We start from the raw sequence: 15,906 nt of genomic DNA, 5'->3' as shown, positions 1-15,906 counted from the left end.
TTCAAGCTTCTGTGCGACTGATTGATTTTCCATTCGTTATAGGTAGCTAATTGGATTCGTGACGGTTTTTGAAAAAATGATCGCAAAAGTAGAAAATTTTTTCATTAAAACATCCTGTAAAAGTTCTTTGGTGAATACTTCGCTTTCATAATGGCCAATATCCGCAATAGTTATACGGCCATCGGCATCGAAAAATTCATGGTATTTGAAATCGGCCGTTATGAATATATCGGCCCCGGACTGAATTGCATGAGGTAGCAGAAAACTGCCTGAACCTCCACATACGGCCACTTTTTTAATTTGGCCTGACTTTATTTTTGTGTGACGGATCACGTGTAAATCCATACTGTTCTTTAAACCCTGAAGAAAGGTTAATGGTTCAGCAGGTGTTTCGAGCTCACCGGTCATTCCTGAGCCAACCTCTTGATTGTCATTCAATAAAGAGCTTAAATAATACGCAACTTCTTCATACGGATGGGCTGCGCGAAGGGCTTGAAGTATTTTACTCTCCAGGTGAGCAGGAAAAATTACTTCGACTCTCACTTCTTTTACATATTCCTGCTGGTTAGCCTTACCTATATGGGGTGCTGCTGCTTCATTGGGCATAAACGTGCCCGTGCCTTCTGACCGGAAGCTGCAATTCTTGTAGTTACCGATCTGCCCGGCTCCGGCCTGGTGCAAAGCAGCCAATACTTCTTCAGCATTTTCTACCGGTATAAAAGTAACAAGCTTGCTAAGAGTATCTTTCTTGGGTACGAGTATCTTTAGATTCTTCAGGCCTATCTTTTCACAGATCTTACGGTTCACACCGGTATATACATTATCCAGGTTGGTGTGGATGGCATAGATGGCTATATCATGTTTGATAGCTCTGATTACGGTGCGCTCTACATAACCATTACCGTTCAGTTTTTTCAATCCCTTAAACACGATCGGGTGGTGCGCAACGATAAGATTGCAATTGCTGGCAATAGCTTCATCAACAACGGCTTCAATACAATCCAGTGTTACCAGTATACCTGTTACCGTCCAGGAGTTGTTGCCGGTGATCAGCCCGGCATTGTCGTACGACTCCTGATAGCTTCTGGGCGCGATCGATTCAAGGTAATCGGTTACATCTTTTATCTTTACGGCCATACGTGATTGATCCGGGGTGAAAGATAATGGTTCGAGATCAAGAAGCTAGTAGTTCGAGATTTTAATTTATTACTCGCCCCCGGCCGATACGCTTATCTGGAAATGTATTTATGATAGTACTTCGTATTCTTTTCTTCCTCTTTGCTATACTCTACGACCTGGTAACGTCTCTGCGGAATACGTTGTATAACCGGGGCATCAAGCCTTCTGCAAGTTTTGATATACCGGTTATTTGCGTGGGCAATCTCACCGTAGGAGGTACTGGTAAAACACCTATGATCGAACACCTCATCCGCTTGTTATATACCCGCTATCCTGTAGCGACTCTCAGCCGCGGATATGGAAGAAAGACTAAAGGTTTCCGCATTGCCGGTGAACAGGATGATGCTGATACGCTGGGCGATGAGCCTGCACAGTTTTACCGGAAGTTTGCGGGTAGGGTTACCGTGGCAGTAGGAGAGGATCGCGCCTTTGCTATACCCAACATTCTGCAGGAGAGAGAAGATACACGCTCTATTCTGTTAGACGATGCCTATCAACACAGACGGGTGAAGCCTTCCTTTACCATCTTGCTGTCAGACTATAATCAGCCCTTCTATAATGATTACCTGTTGCCGGCCGGGCGCTTGCGCGAATCAAGGAGTAATGCCTCTCGGGCGGATGTTATTGTTGTTACAAAATGCCCCGAGGAGATTTCGGACGAAGAGCGAATGGTGATTGAACAGCAGATCAGAAAGTATGCAGCGTGTCCTGTATTCTTCTCCGGCATTCGTTACGGACAACCGGTATCTTTTGGCAAGCCTGTAAAGCAATCAGACAGCCAGGTAATTATAGTAACCGGCATAGCCAAGGCAGCACCCTTTGTAAGCTATATAGCAGCAACCTATACTGTGGTGAAGCACGTTGCATTAGGCGATCATCATGTGTATACAACAGAGGATTTTACGCGCTTGCATGCTCTGGCAAAGGAGTATCCGCAGGCCAGCTTTATCACTACCGAAAAGGATATGGTAAAGATGATCAGCGCAGCGTTTAATGAACAACGGGCAACTCTTCCATTATTTTATATTCCCATTGAAGTGAAATTTTTAAAAAATGGACAGGATTTTGATGCGATGATTTTAAATGCAGTACCGGATGAGCTTAACCCATCTTAAATCATTTAAAAGTCTATTTTTGCGCGTGCGTTTCTCCCGATTTATACTATTAATAGGTTTTGTTACAGTCGTGTCGGTGGCTTCTGCCCAGGACGATACTCCGCGAAGAGGTTCGCGGATCATTGACGACACAACGAAACAGATATACGGCCCGAAGACCTCTCGCTACTACTTTGAGAAGGATGTCTTTATGAACAGGCAGACGTATCACTTTATCGATACGGTGCCACGCAATTTTCACCGCTATACCTATATACAGCAGAATAACTATATGTACCAGGACCTTGGTAATATTGGTACATCCATGAACCCTATATATTATCAGGTGCCCGATATTATCGGGGTAACTTCGGGCTTTCGCCAGAACAACCTGATCTGGGATACGGAAGAGGTAAAATATTACGACACCAAGTCGCCTTACTCCAATATGCGCGTAATTCTGGGAGGTAAAGGCCGATCGATCACAAAAGCTACCTATAGTCGCAATATCAATCCACGCTGGAATTTCGGTTTTAATTATCGCGGCCTCTTCATTGATAAACAAGTGCAGCGTGCCGGTAAAGGCGATCGCAATGTTGTTTCTAATTACTACGATTTATATACTGCCTATCAATCGAAAGACAGTACATATAGGCTGTTCTTTAACTTCCGGAGAAACTCCATGGAAGCTGATGAGTACGGAGGTATCAGTCAGACTTCCACCAGTTTTACGTATGCCGATTACTTCGATGCCAATGCGCTGCCTTCACTTACCCAAGCTATATCACGTGAGTTGCGTATGAATATACACCTGGCGCATCAATACGAAGTAGGCAAGGCGCTGCAGGTATATCATGTGTTTGACCGCTACCGGCAGGGCAATTCTTTTCAGGATACACCCGGAAGTGAAACGAAGAATTATTTCGATCATACAGAATACGACAGCACTACTTCTTATGATGCTGTAAAATTCAAAACGCTTCGAAATGAAATAGGGATCAAGGGAAATCTGCTCAAGCTTTTTTATAACGGATACTATGCCATCCGGAATTACTCGATGAACTATAACTATATCGATCCGGATACACTATCCCTTAAGACAAAGGGTGCTGAAAGTTACCTGGGCGGGCGTATGGCGTTGCGTCTTGATTCGATCGGAGAGGTGAGTGGTTGGGTAGAGGTTATGCAAACCGGTAACTATAGAATTGAGGGAAGTATAAAAAGCCCGTGGTTCGAAGCATCGTTAAAGCAGGTACAATACGCACCATCTTTTTTACACCAGGCATACCGTGGCAGTCACGATGTGTGGTATCCTTCCTTTACATATTCCACCGACTTTCACAATGTGAACGTAACACAGATCAACGGATATATACACTATAATTCATCGGTGCTATCGGTATCGCCCGGACTCACATTTACCCGCCTCGGCAACTATGTGTTTTTCAAGGAAGGTGATTATGATCTTGATCAGAAGGTAATGCCGGTGCAATCGTCCGGTCAGCAAGTATTTGTCGCACCTGAATTGAATTTTACACTCACCATGGCGAAGCATATTCGGTTAACCGGTAAAGCTATTTATAACCACATGCTGAAGAATGACGATGATGCTATACAGATACCTCAGCTGTTTGTAAATGGTCAGCTCTCTTACGAGAACATATTCTTCAACGGTAACCTCGATATGCACACGGGGGTAGATGTACACTGGAATTCTACCTACTATGCGTTGGGCTATGATGTACCGATCCAACAGTTCTATGTGCAGAAGAGCTTTCAGTCAAAACAATTTCCGTTGATCGATATATTCTTCAGTACACGTATCAAGCGCGGTCGCATTTTCCTGAAGTATAATAACCTGATGCAGGCTTTTACCAAACAGGGATATATGCCTACTCCGTATTACCCGGGCCAACGAAGCATTCTAGACTTCGGGTTTGATTGGTCGTTTTATGATTGAGAATTTTAAAATTGGAAAATTGAAAGATTGAAAAATTGGGGTTGCTGCATCTTTAATTTTTTTAATCTTCTAATCTTAAAATTTTTCAACTTTGTAATCTTTCAATTCTCTCTCCATGGAAGCAAAGGATAAATTCACATTAGGTCTCGAGTTGCCTACTGACCCGCGATGGATTAATATAGCAGAGACTCACCTGGAAGATATACTGGTTGATCATGCATATTGCGAACAGAAGGCTGCGTCTTCCTGTATATCGCTGATCATTCTATATCCGGAAAAAGATGTGTTGGTAGAGCGGTTGTCTCCCATTGTAGCCGAAGAGTGGAATCACTTTGAGCGTGTAGTGGCTGAGTTGCGTAAGCGTGGCTGGAGCCTGGGCAGGCAGCGTAAAGATGAATATGTAGAGAAGCTGAACCGGGTTATTCAGAAAGGTGGCAACCGCGAGCAGCAGCTTATGGAAAAGTTACTGATGAATGCCTTAATCGAAGCGAGAAGTTGCGAGCGCTTCAAGATTTTATGGAAGAATTTACCGGATCAATCACTCGCTGAATTTTATCATGAGCTGATGATCTCGGAAGCCGGGCACTATAAAAACTTCCTGCAGTTGGCGAAGGAGTATATGCCGGAAGAAGTGGTGATGAACCGCTGGCATGAGTTGCTGGAACAGGAAGCGGAGATTGTGAAAAGCCTAGGAGTACGCGGAGACCGAATGCACTAAAACAACAAAGGGTTGCCGAAGCAACCCTTTGAGTATATACTTTGAATTGTAAGCTTATTTAGCGCTGTCAGTAGCAGGAGTTGTTTCAGATGATGAAGGCAGATCCATAGCGGGTGCCTGTGCCGGAGCTTGTTCACCTGCTCTGTCGAGAATGTTGTTGTTAGAACCTCCTCTGTCTGCAGTGATGAAGTTGGTGGCCAAGCACAATACCATGATGCCAATGATGAAGCTCCAGGTAAGTTTCTCCAACAAGTCGCCAGTCTTTTTTACACCTATGATGTTGCTGGCAGCAGAGCCACCAAATTGACTGGTAAGACCTCCTCCTTTAGAATTTTGAGCCAGAATTACCAATACCAGCAATACTGCGAACAAAATGATCAAACCGATTACGAGTGCGTACATATATTATTTTCTTAAGTCTTCAATTTGAGCCGCAAAGTAAGCTTTTTTTTGTGGAAACTTCCAAATAAGCTTTTTCAGAACTTCGATAGCCTTGTCTTTTTTTCCTTGTTTTATCAGAATTTCCACCAGCGTTTCCGAAACTACGTTGTCTCCGAACTCCCCGGTCTTTATAGTGGAGAGGTCACCGGAAGGTGGTGGTCCTGATTTTTCTTTAGCAGGAGTAATGGAAGGTTGTATTTTGATAAACTGCTCGATGATTTCAAGCTGCTCCTTTTGTTTATCTCCTTCGAGTGTAAGTTCTTCTTTGCTGCTAACAATTTCATCGATCAACTCCTCACTGGAGTTTTCGTTCTTTTTTTTTCGAGTCTTGGGTTTTGTATGTTCTTGCTCTTCTGATTCGGCAGTTGCTTGTGCAGCTTTCGCTAACTCAATGATGCGCTCCTTTCTGGATTTGGCAGACTCTTCGGCAGCAGGTTCAGGCTTGGTAGCCTGCATGGCACGGGCCAATTCTTTTATCCGTTCCTTCTTAGACTTGGTAGTGTCTTTGTGATAAGCTTCTTCCTCTGAAGATTCTTCTTCTGTCTCTTCAACGGGAGTGTGAGTTGGAGTGATGGATGCAGTAACTTTCTCATCGAACATCATCTCAAAATTATGACGAAGTTCGGTGAGTCGTTCGAGGTCGTGCATTACTTCCTCAGCAAGATCTTCATTGGTAGTGCTCTGCACTACAGGCTGTCGCGAAGTAGTAACCTGTGCAGATATAGCAACCGGTATTGATTGAACGGATGCAGAAGTTTTTGTAGGGTACTCCAATATAATGGCTTCCCTTGTCATTACTTCCTTTAATACTCCGCGGTCGGCTGCATAAACGGCTGCCATCTGTAATTCAGCTTGTTGAGTGCTGAAGCCATGGTCTTTCGCCAAACGAGCGGAGAGTGCGTGTAGTAACTGGCTATAAGGGTAACTCTCTTTTAGGGAGAGCACTTCCTTAGCTTCTTCGATAGAGCTATCGGAATAGTGATGAAGTACTTTTATAAAGGAGTCTTTTTCCACTGATATCATGCCTTAAGGTAAAAATAGTAAATTTTACCAATTGGCAACGGACGCATTGAAGATGTCGTTGATGATTCGGTCGAAAATGTCTTTAGTTAGCTGTTCTTCTATGTCAGTGAAGTTCTGATCGTTCGTAAAATCTTTATAAAACGAGAATGATTTGTCTTTAAACGACATCGCTTCATCTTTTGTGTTAACGTACGTTACTTTTACCGTAATAGTAAGACGTGTAGAAGATGCGTTGTTAACCTGGGTATTGTCGCCAGTAGACACCGGAGAAATAGGGGTGAGCCTGAAGTCGGTAATCTCTCCATCCATTTGGAGGTCGCCATTCTCGGGTATCACCGACAGGCTGGAGTTTTGAATCAGGTATGTCTTTAAACTGTTGGTAAATGTTTGGCCCATATTGGCCGGGCCGAGGTCGGCATTGTTATAAAACTCGGGCATCGATATAGTCTTGGCATCAGTACTTATACCGGTAAAAGAATATACTCCGCACGATTCCAGAAAAAATATACCGGTAAAGCAACCAACAGAAAGTAACACAAGAGGCAGGCGAAGAAGGAAGCTATATATACTTCCTTCCGGTTTATTATTCTTCAAGATCGTACTGTTTAATTTTTCGATATAATGTTCTCTCGGAGATGCCCAAATCCCGTGCCGCATATTTCCGTTTGTTATTATTTTTTCGAAGTGCGCGTACGATGAGTTCCTTTTCTTTTTTCTCTATAGATAACGAGTCATCTTCGGCTTCATGTGTAATGTCGTGAACATCTTCTACGGTACCATTGTCTGTTACATCGGCTGAAGGTAAATTCAATACCATCGGTTCGGACGACGATGAACCATTGATTGGCTCGGCAGCATGTATACCTTCAAACAATCCGGGATGATCTTTCATAAGCTGTGATGCCTTCGAAGGATTGCCCAACGTATCGAGTACCAGCTTCTTCAGATCATTGAAGTCCTTCTTCATATCGAACAATACCTTATAGAGTATATCCCGTTCAGACATACCTTCTTTTTCGGATACCGATCCGGCACCTTTATACAAGGCAGGTAAGCTGGTTTCCTTCGGGAGATAACGTTGAAGAGTCTCGGTATTGATCTCTTTATTATCGGCTGATAAAACGGAGATCTGTTCTACCAGATTTTTCAACTGGCGTATGTTTCCGGGGAAGCGATACTTCAGGAGTATATCTTTTGCTTCGTCCGTCAGCGCGATTGGTTTTACTCTGTATTTCTCGGAGAAATCGGTCGCAAATTTCCTGAACAAAAGTTCAATATCACGTCCTCGTTCACGCAAAGGTGGCACATAGATCGGTACAGTGCTGAGTCGGTAGTATAGATCTTCACGAAATTTACCTTCCTCTACATTGCGCATCAGGTTCACATTGGTAGCAGCCACTACACGCACATCAGTCTTCTGCACCTTCGATGAACCTACTTTTATAAACTCACCATTCTCCAGCACGCGGAGTAATCGTGCTTGTGTACCAAGGGGCATTTCACCGATCTCATCGAGAAAGATGGTTCCTCCGTTGGTCACTTCAAAGTATCCTTTGCGGGCTTCATGGGCCCCGGTAAAAGATCCTTTTTCGTGACCGAAGAGTTCGGAGTCGATCGTGCCTTCCGGAATAGAGCCGCAGTTGATGGCTATAAACTGGCCATGCTTGCGCGGGCTCAGGTGATGTATAATTTTTGAAAAAGATTCTTTACCACTTCCGCTTTCACCCGTGATCAGCACCGACATATCAGTTGGTGCTACCTGTATGGCAACACTCACTGCATTATTGAGCAAGGGTGAATTGCCAATAATACCGAAGCGTTGTTTTACGTTTTGTATTTCTAAATCTGAAATTGCCATCTGGGTTGTTGTCTGTTAATCGTTGTTCGTCAAAAAAATATTCCATTAACAGTAGACTGAATATAAAATATATACCAGTCTTCTCTTCAACCATACCAAGCTGATACGGTCTAACTGTTAAGGGGCTTTCCTATCAACGTACCCCCCGTACACTCTTCTACCAGCACCTGTACATAGTCGCCCTTTTTGTAATTCTCCTTCGGAAAAACAATTACTTTGTTGGCAGAGTTGCGTCCTTGCAGGTGCTCGTCAGATCGTTTGGAGAATCCTTCGACCAGCACCTTATGTACTTTGCCTACATCCAGGTTATTACGCTTTCGCGAATGCTCGGTTTGTTTTTGAATGATCTCGTTCAGTCTCCGCTTTTTCACTTCCAGGTCTATATCATCCGCATACTTTTTCGCAGCCAACGTACCTGGGCGCTCGGAGTAAAAGAACATATAGGCAAAGTCGTATTCAACAGCATCCATCAGGGATAATGTATCGTTGTGTTCCTCTTCTGTTTCGGTGCAGAAGCCAGTGATCATATCAGAAGATATACCGCATTCATTTCCCAATATCGTGCGGATGCTTTTGATCTTTTCAAGATACCACTCTCGCGAGTAGCCGCGGTTCATAATATCGAGTATGCGGGTGTTGCCACTCTGCACGGGCAAATGTATATACTTGCAGATGTTCTCATATCGTGCCATGGTGTGCAGCACATCATCTGTGATATCTTTCGGGTGAGAGGTAGAGAAACGCACGCGCAGGTCAGGGTGCACCTGTGCTACAAGCTCCAGCAGGTTGGCAAAATTTACGATGTTACCAATGCCGTTCTTCTCGATCCACGCTTTGTTATTCTCTTCGGGGCTCCATTTATAGGAGTCTACATTTTGTCCGAGCAATGTTACTTCTCTATATCCTTGCGCAAACAACTGCGTTGCTTCTTGTACGATAGAGTGCGGGTCACGACTGCGTTCACGTCCGCGGGTAAAAGGCACTACGCAGAATGAACACATGTTGTCGCATCCGCGCATGATGGATATAAATGCTGTAACGCCATTGGAGTTCAATCGAACCGGGCTGATGTCTGCGTACGTTTCTTCGCGCGACAGAAATGTATTCACTGCCTTCTGGCCATCATCTACCTGACTGATCAATGCAGGGAGATCACGGTATGCATCCGGGCCTGCTACGAGGTCTACGATCTTTTCCTCTTCGAGAAATTTTGCTTTCAGGCGTTCAGCCATACAACCTAATACACCTACAAGCAATTCAGGCTTTTGTTTCTTCAAACCATTTATATGGGTGAGGCGGTTGCGTACGGTCTGCTCAGCCTTCTCGCGGATAGAGCATGTGTTCAGGAAAATTACATCAGCCGATGCTGCATCAGACGTGGTGTCAAATCCCTCTTTCTGTAGAATCGATGCCACGATCTCGCTGTCTGCAAAGTTCATCTGGCATCCATAACTTTCAATATATAGTTTACGCTTATTGCCCGTGTTCTCGTCCTTCGATACATGAACCGTTTCACAAGCTTCTGTATCCTGTGGGTTCAAAACATCCAAATCTCCGATCAAATTCTCCATCGTATTCTTAATAAGTCGCAAAAGTACAACTTTTAGTGTTTTATGGTGACATCTTGTCAGTGGATTTACGATTTTTCAATTCAGGATTGTAGATTTCGCGATACTTTAATGATATACCTATATGGCATTGATCAAGACAGTTCGGGGGCATGAGCCAAAGTTTGGGAACAATTGTTTTCTGGCAGATAATGCAACCGTGGTGGGCGAGGTTGTGATGGGCGATAACTGTACCGTTTGGTTCAATGCTGTAGTGCGTGGTGATGTTCACTCCATTACCATTGGCGATAATACAAACATTCAGGATGGGGCGGTAATTCACTGCACCTACCAAAAAGCCAGAACGGTAATCGGCAGTAATGTATCTATAGCACACAATGCTATTGTACATGGCTGTACGGTGAAAGATAATGTGTTGATCGGGATGGGAGCTATTGTGATGGACGATGCTGTGATCGGTGAAAATTCTGTGATCGCAGCAGGAGCCGTGGTACTAGCGGGAACCATTGTTGAGCCCGGCAGTATTTACGCAGGTACGCCTGCCAAGCGTGTGAAGGCTATTGGAGAGGAAATGAAGGAGGTTATACACCGGACGGCACGGAATTACCCGATGTATGCCACCTGGTTCAAGGAATGATACACCCATGTATACCTTGAAACTTGTATAAATTTCTTTGGAGTATAGATGTATATTTTTAACCAATTATTTCTAAATTAAAGAACGATTCGTTTGAGTTTATGACAGCAGTAGAGAATTTAGGTTTCAGCCCCCGGATAATAGAAGAGTATCAGGCGAAAATGAATGCGCTTGGCAGGGTCTTTTTGTTTGATGACGAAGATGAAAACTCAGAGGAATATGCACACTTTTACTTTATTGGAAAGTTCGAAGGTAAAGACGTGATCTATGACACCGTGATCTATACTTTAAGACTGCAACACGAAAGTGAACTATACGAGATAGCAGAACACCGCGCGGCCAAACATTTTCCGGAGTATAAAAAGATAACATACGAAGAAGACGAAAATGGCAACCTGGAAACACTCGATCCACTGGAAGAAGAAATAGGATTGTTCATGGCCGAGGTTATCATGGAACTGGAAGAAGACGAATCCGTAAAAGTAAAGGAGCATGTAGATATGGATGCCAACTCCGAATTTGGTGTGAGCCTGGATGTTGGCCTGCATGTAGATCATATTACCGATAAGGTTATCGAAAAATTCATCAAAGACTTTAATGAAGATACACTAAAGCTGGATCCTACGCTTTATTCCTTTCAAACAGAGGATCAGGAAGCAGGCTGAGTTGAGGCGGGCTGGCGAAAAGATTACCGAAAATCTGCGATCACCGTTGTTCAGCCTCCAAAAATTCTATACATATTTGCGCCCTGAACTCTGAACCTTTAATAATGAAAAATCTTTCGTTGATTCTGAACATTGTACTGCTGGTAGCAGTAGGTGTGTTGTTTTATTTACATTTCTCATCATCCAAGCCTGCGGCATCTTCCGGAGTAGTGACGGAAGCAGGCGACCTGCAAATTGCTTACATCAATTCTGACACGGTATTGAAATACTACGATTACCTGAAAGCTCAAAAAGTTCAACTCGAAGAAAAGCAAAAGAAGATCGAGCAAGAATATCGTAATCGCGCATTGGGTTTGCAAAATGAGATAGCTGCTTACCAACGCAACGTAAACAGCATGACTCTTGGCCAGGTAAAAGCTACAGAGGAAGACCTGGGCAAGAAACAGCAGAACCTTCAACTTTATCAGCAGACGCTCAGCCAGCAATTGATGGAAGAAGAGGCTAAACTGAACAAAGAACTTTACGATCGCATTACCAACTTCCTGAAAAAATATGGTACTGAAAAAGGTCTGCAAGTAGTATTGAAGTACGACCCTACCAGCGATGTATTGTTTGCCGGTGATGCCCTGAACATTTCGCAAGATGTAATCAATGGCTTGAACACTGAATATGGTCAGGAGAAAAACGGTGGCGTTAAAGCCGACAGCTCCGCTACGAAATAACCAACTTGTTATCCTTCATGGATAGTCGTTAATCGAAAGTTACGATAGCCACTAACTGCTGATAGATAACAACTAAAATCCGGCTTTGATCATGTATCAGGGCTGGATTTTTTTATATTTGGTGTCGAACCTATATATGGCAAGTCGTTTAGCCCGCTTACTCCGCATCAAGAACGAGGAACAGAAGCAGATCATTGTGATGCTTTGTACCGGCTTCTTTATGGGAGTATTTATAGCTACATACCAGGTAACAGCAGACTCACTCTTCCTGAACCGGATGGGAGCGTACCTGAACAAAGCTTTCCTCGCGGCCGGTGCCTTAGGTATTATTACTACATCCCTATTCTCATTCTTTCAAAACTGGATCCGGTTTACCACGCTGGCATTGGCGAGTGTTGTTTCGATCCTTGTATTTACCCTGGGGGCTTACTGGTTGTTGAATTTCGGTCCTGCGGCATGGCATAATTACTTCGTGTTTGCCTTGTATTGTATGTCGGGCCCCATTACCGCTATCCTTTTACTTAGCTTCTGGGGAATCTTCGGGCGACTTTTTAATTTCAGACAATCCAAGCGAATTATAGGATGGATTGATACCGGTCAGTTGATCGCTGCTATACTGGCTACGCTTATCGCTATTCCGTTTACCTCGAAGATCATACAGGATACATCCAACTACCTGCTGGTATGTGCTGTGAGTATAGCGATTGTATCGGTGTTGCTGTTCATCATCGCTACTGCATTTACCTTGGCCAAGAATGATCCGCACGAGTTTGGTGTAACCGTGCGCAGGGAAACACGCATCAGAAGATTGATGAAAGATCCCTATATCCGGATGCTTTCCGTTTTTCTGCTGATCTCTATGACGATGTTCATGTTCACGCAGTATTCCTTCCAGCAACTGGTGCAGATACAATATCCGAAAGAACGTGAGCTTACCAACTTCAACTCGTTCTTTACCGGGGCGGTATATGGTATAAGTCTCATCATGCAGACCTTCATCAACCAGCGCATCATCAGTAATTATGGTTTGCGTATATCGTTGTTCGTTCTTCCATTGGTAGTTATACTCTTTGCTGTTGGCTCGTTACTTACCGGAGGATTTTTTGGATACGAAAAAATAGTGGGTGAAACCGGCTTCATTTACTTCTTCCTCTTTGTTGCCTTAACACGTCTCTTCAACTGGACGCTGCGCGATTCACTGGAGAACCCTGTATTCAAACTGTTCTTTATTCCATTGGATAATCGTCTGCGTTTTAATATACAGTCGAAAGTAGAAGGACTCATGAACGAGAGCGCGCGCTTTGTAGCGGGTCTGCTCATCTTCGCCTTGGCCTTTGTGCCATTCTTTGAAGTTATACATGTTGCTGTACTGCTGCTGTTGCTGGCGGGGGCTTACTTCTATGTGGTAAACCATTTATACAATGGCTATCGTAACAAAATCCGTCTGAAGCTGGAGGGCACCGATATACAACAGGAAAAACTGGAGAAAGGATTTGCACGCGTAACCAACAGGTTAGAAGGTATGCTCGGAGTGCCTCAGCCTTCCAAAGCTGTATTCTCCTATAAATTGTTAGAGAAGATCAATGCTGCCCAGGTGCCCGTATGGGTTAACAGCATGATGAAGAATGAGGAGGAGGCGATCCGGTTCTATGCTCAGGATAAAATGAATGAACTGAAAGGTCTTTCCGTTTCAGACAAGTATGTTATCCGTATGGATGATTCGAAGGTAGATGGCTCTGCTAAAAATGTATTGAGTAAGGGCGACCTCGAACTGATTATCCAGAACGGTGGCGATATAACGAAAGCACGTATACAGAAACTTACCCGATCCAATAACCCGAACGACCGGCATTATGCAGCGGAGTTGTTGTTGCATACTTCGCGTGAAGAATGTACCTCGTTCCTGATGGAATTACTGATCGATGCAGAGCCGCAGGTACGGAACACCGCTATAAAAACTTCCATCAAGAAAAATACTCCGGAGATCATCAACGCTGTTATTGAGAATCTCGGTAGTCCGGTGTATAGCAACCAGGCGATGAATGCGCTGGTGCAGATCGGTGCCACAACGCTACCGGCACTGGACGCTGCGTTTTACCGAAGTGGGCAGAGTACACAAATGATGCTGCGCATTATACAGGTGATCGGACGAATAGGAGGGCAGCGCGCTCGAGAGATCCTCTGGAACAAAATGGACTATCCCAACAAAGTAATTGTATCGCAAGTACTGTTGTCGTTGGGTGAATGCGGGTTCAAGGCAGGTATATCGCAGATCACGCGCATCAAGTATGTTATTGAATCCGATATATCTGATATCAGCTGGAACCTGAGTGCCATGCACGAGATAGGGGATGAAGGGTTCAGCGAACAGATTAAAACAGCGCTTCAACTGGAGATCAAGAACGATATAGAGCACATCTATACCTTGCTTACCATGCTATACGATACGCGTTCCATTCAATTGGTAAAAGAGAATATTGATAGTGGCACGGCTGAAGGTATTACTTATGCGATAGAACTGCTGGATGTATTTTTGTCGGAGCAATTGAAGCAGCGTGTTATACCAATACTCGATGATATATCAGATGCGGAACGAATTAACCGTCTCGAATATTTCTATCCAAGAGTAAAGCTTGATTCGCGATTAGTGTTAAAGTTTTTGATCAACCGCGACTTTACACAATCGAACCGGTGGACGAAGGCATGTGTACTTTTCCAGATCGGTATGCAAAAGATCGAAGACTTTAAGCTTGATCTCATCGCGCAGCTATTCAATCCTGACTTGTTGATACGCGAAGTATCTGCGTGGGCGCTTCACCAGATAAATCCGAAGGAGTATGAACAAAACTCCAAACGTTTGGGTGAAGCGATCAAGTACGAACTGGATATGCTTATTCTGCTGGGTAAAAGGATGACGCGTTTTGAAAAGATACTCTTCTTCCAAGAGATCAATATATTTAAAGGTGTTGCCGGACTTACGCTAACATACCTGGCCGACCTGAGCGAAGATGTGCGACTGAAGGAAGGCGAATCGCTATATCTTGATGAACGCTCGAACAATAATTTCTATGTGATCATTTCGGGCTCGGTAGATTTCTATCAGAGAGGTGAACGCATCGCACAGTTTATGGAAGGACAATTTATAGGGGAGATGCTAGGCTATCAAAACTTCATGAATGCAAATCTTGTTGTGGCGAAAACAGATGTAGTAATTCTCAAATTTAATAAAGACCAGTTTTATGAATTGTTATCCGATAATGTAGAACTGGCGGATAAAGTGCTGGAGTATATTTGATAGAGCAGAGATGACGAGAGGGAAGAAAATATTTGCAGGGTTTGCCGTAGTGTTTGTGATATTCATCGCCTACGTGAGTTACGACATCAGTAAACGAACAACCTTTCCGGGTTCAAAGCCCCAGCTGAAAGAGCGTATCAAAGACACGTATATGGCGAAAGATTCCGTAAAAAGTGATTCCGTTTCAGGAAGGTAACCACATAATTGACAGTTTTTGTGATTTTTCTTGCGCAATCGGTTGATTATACTGAAAAAAGTCGTAGTTTTGAAACAGATTAAAGCCAACTATAGACATGACAATCCCCCTTAGTCGAGTACTTCGGGGGATTTTCATTTTAATGCCAGGCTTGTAATGCTGAATTATGTGGACGTATTGCCACAGCGTTGTGTGATGAAGTGATGGATGATTGAAACAGATTTTTGATAGCATCACTGCGCGATATATACCTCTATACTGTTTCTTTATCAGCTCCTATAGGCCCATCTGTCTGCAAATAATTCCATTCATCTGGAATATTTTCAAGTGACCGATTCAGAGATGGTACTTTTTTACCAGTGATATACCTTTGATTCAAGATTAAAGCCAACTATAGACAGTGATTATCCCCCGGGGTCCAGGACTTCGGGGGATTTTCATTTTATAGCGAAATCCGTTGCCACGCCATTCCCCAACCTTTATGTTTACTATATCTCGCCCGCCTTGTTGTAACGCAATGCGTTATAACAACACACTACACATAGTATAC

13 protein-coding genes are annotated in these 15,906 nt (G+C 43.7%); 7 read left to right on the top strand and 6 right to left on the bottom strand.

All coding sequences use genetic code 11. From position 1 onward, the window contains the following. Positions 1-36: 36 nt before the first annotated feature. Positions 37-1,137 carry a Nif3-like dinuclear metal center hexameric protein gene (locus VIN08_RS26845; protein WP_331972421.1) on the bottom strand — a complete coding sequence of 367 codons (1,101 nt, stop codon included), beginning with the start codon at positions 1,135-1,137 and terminating at the stop codon, positions 37-39. A 110-nt stretch (positions 1,138-1,247) separates the two neighbouring features. Between VIN08_RS26845 and lpxK the strand changes: the two genes are divergently transcribed. From lpxK to VIN08_RS26830, 3 genes are all read left to right on the top strand, one after another. Continuing rightward, entirely contained in the window at positions 1,248-2,294 is a 1,047-nt protein-coding gene (lpxK, locus tag VIN08_RS26840) for a tetraacyldisaccharide 4'-kinase (RefSeq protein WP_331972418.1), read from the top strand. A gap of 25 nt (positions 2,295-2,319) precedes the next feature. Beyond that, a complete protein-coding gene (locus VIN08_RS26835) occupies positions 2,320-4,233 on the top strand; it encodes a putative porin (RefSeq protein WP_331972416.1) in 1,914 nt (637 codons plus the stop codon). 115 nt (positions 4,234-4,348) lie between these two features. Continuing rightward, entirely contained in the window at positions 4,349-4,951 is a 603-nt protein-coding gene (locus tag VIN08_RS26830) for a tRNA-(ms[2]io[6]A)-hydroxylase (RefSeq protein ID WP_331972413.1), read from the top strand. Between the two features lie 54 nt (positions 4,952-5,005). Here VIN08_RS26830 and secG read toward each other — a convergent pair whose 3' ends face one another. The 5 genes from secG to miaB form a co-directional block, all read right to left on the bottom strand. Continuing rightward, complete coding sequence (gene secG, locus VIN08_RS26825; RefSeq protein WP_331972410.1) at positions 5,006-5,353, bottom strand: preprotein translocase subunit SecG; 348 nt, start codon at positions 5,351-5,353, stop codon at positions 5,006-5,008. A 3-nt stretch (positions 5,354-5,356) separates the two neighbouring features. Continuing rightward, complete coding sequence (locus VIN08_RS26820; protein WP_331972407.1) at positions 5,357-6,415, bottom strand: hypothetical protein; 1,059 nt, start codon at positions 6,413-6,415, stop codon at positions 5,357-5,359. Positions 6,416-6,439: 24 nt separating this feature from the next. Next, complete coding sequence (locus VIN08_RS26815; RefSeq protein ID WP_331972404.1) at positions 6,440-7,009, bottom strand: LptE family protein; 570 nt, start codon at positions 7,007-7,009, stop codon at positions 6,440-6,442. Further along, on the bottom strand, positions 6,999-8,273 hold the full coding sequence (locus tag VIN08_RS26810; protein ID WP_331972401.1) for a sigma-54 dependent transcriptional regulator: 1,275 nt from the start codon (positions 8,271-8,273) through the stop codon (positions 6,999-7,001). The genes VIN08_RS26815 and VIN08_RS26810 overlap by 11 nt, the downstream gene beginning before the upstream one ends. A 110-nt stretch (positions 8,274-8,383) precedes the next feature. Continuing rightward, positions 8,384-9,844: a tRNA (N6-isopentenyl adenosine(37)-C2)-methylthiotransferase MiaB gene (miaB, locus tag VIN08_RS26805; protein ID WP_331972398.1), complete on the bottom strand. Its 1,461-nt coding sequence runs from the start codon at positions 9,842-9,844 to the stop codon at positions 8,384-8,386. 121 nt (positions 9,845-9,965) lie between these two features. On the opposite strand from miaB, the gene VIN08_RS26800 reads away from it, so the two are divergent. The 4 genes from VIN08_RS26800 to VIN08_RS26785 all read left to right on the top strand — a co-directional run bounded on the left by VIN08_RS26800 (position 9,966) and on the right by VIN08_RS26785 (position 15,160). Further along, positions 9,966-10,478 (top strand): gamma carbonic anhydrase family protein, encoded by a 513-nt coding sequence (locus tag VIN08_RS26800; protein WP_331972396.1) that lies wholly within the window; start codon positions 9,966-9,968, stop codon positions 10,476-10,478. A gap of 101 nt (positions 10,479-10,579) precedes the next feature. Continuing rightward, the gene (locus VIN08_RS26795; protein WP_331972393.1) at positions 10,580-11,143 is read left to right on the top strand and encodes a hypothetical protein; all 564 of its coding nucleotides are present in this window, start codon (positions 10,580-10,582) and stop codon (positions 11,141-11,143) included. Positions 11,144-11,247: 104 nt separating this feature from the next. Then, positions 11,248-11,865 carry an OmpH family outer membrane protein gene (locus VIN08_RS26790; protein WP_331972390.1) on the top strand — a complete coding sequence of 206 codons (618 nt, stop codon included), beginning with the start codon at positions 11,248-11,250 and terminating at the stop codon, positions 11,863-11,865. 136 nt (positions 11,866-12,001) lie between these two features. Further along, on the top strand, positions 12,002-15,160 hold the full coding sequence (locus VIN08_RS26785; RefSeq protein WP_331972387.1) for a cyclic nucleotide-binding domain-containing protein: 3,159 nt from the start codon (positions 12,002-12,004) through the stop codon (positions 15,158-15,160). Positions 15,161-15,906 lie beyond the last annotated feature (746 nt).

Source organism: Ohtaekwangia sp., from assembly GCF_036568665.1.
Taxonomy (GTDB): domain Bacteria; phylum Bacteroidota; class Bacteroidia; order Cytophagales; family Cyclobacteriaceae; genus Ohtaekwangia.
This window is presented reverse-complemented; position numbering and strand designations above follow the sequence as displayed.

Excerpts from the sequence above, each read along its gene's own strand:
- VIN08_RS26845 (WP_331972421.1), bottom strand. The coding sequence starts at position 1,137 with ATGGCCGTAAAGATAAAAGATGTAACCGATTACCTTGAATCGATCGCG.
- lpxK (WP_331972418.1), top strand. The coding sequence starts at position 1,248 with ATGATAGTACTTCGTATTCTTTTCTTCCTCTTTGCTATACTCTACGAC.
- VIN08_RS26830 (WP_331972413.1), top strand. The coding sequence starts at position 4,349 with ATGGAAGCAAAGGATAAATTCACATTAGGTCTCGAGTTGCCTACTGAC.
- secG (WP_331972410.1), bottom strand. The coding sequence starts at position 5,353 with ATGTACGCACTCGTAATCGGTTTGATCATTTTGTTCGCAGTATTGCTG.
- VIN08_RS26820 (WP_331972407.1), bottom strand. The coding sequence starts at position 6,415 with ATGATATCAGTGGAAAAAGACTCCTTTATAAAAGTACTTCATCACTAT.
- VIN08_RS26810 (WP_331972401.1), bottom strand. The coding sequence starts at position 8,273 with ATGGCAATTTCAGATTTAGAAATACAAAACGTAAAACAACGCTTCGGT.
- miaB (WP_331972398.1), bottom strand. The coding sequence starts at position 9,844 with ATGGAGAATTTGATCGGAGATTTGGATGTTTTGAACCCACAGGATACA.
- VIN08_RS26800 (WP_331972396.1), top strand. The coding sequence starts at position 9,966 with ATGGCATTGATCAAGACAGTTCGGGGGCATGAGCCAAAGTTTGGGAAC.
- VIN08_RS26795 (WP_331972393.1), top strand. The coding sequence starts at position 10,580 with ATGACAGCAGTAGAGAATTTAGGTTTCAGCCCCCGGATAATAGAAGAG.
- VIN08_RS26790 (WP_331972390.1), top strand. The coding sequence starts at position 11,248 with ATGAAAAATCTTTCGTTGATTCTGAACATTGTACTGCTGGTAGCAGTA.
- VIN08_RS26785 (WP_331972387.1), top strand. The coding sequence starts at position 12,002 with ATGGCAAGTCGTTTAGCCCGCTTACTCCGCATCAAGAACGAGGAACAG.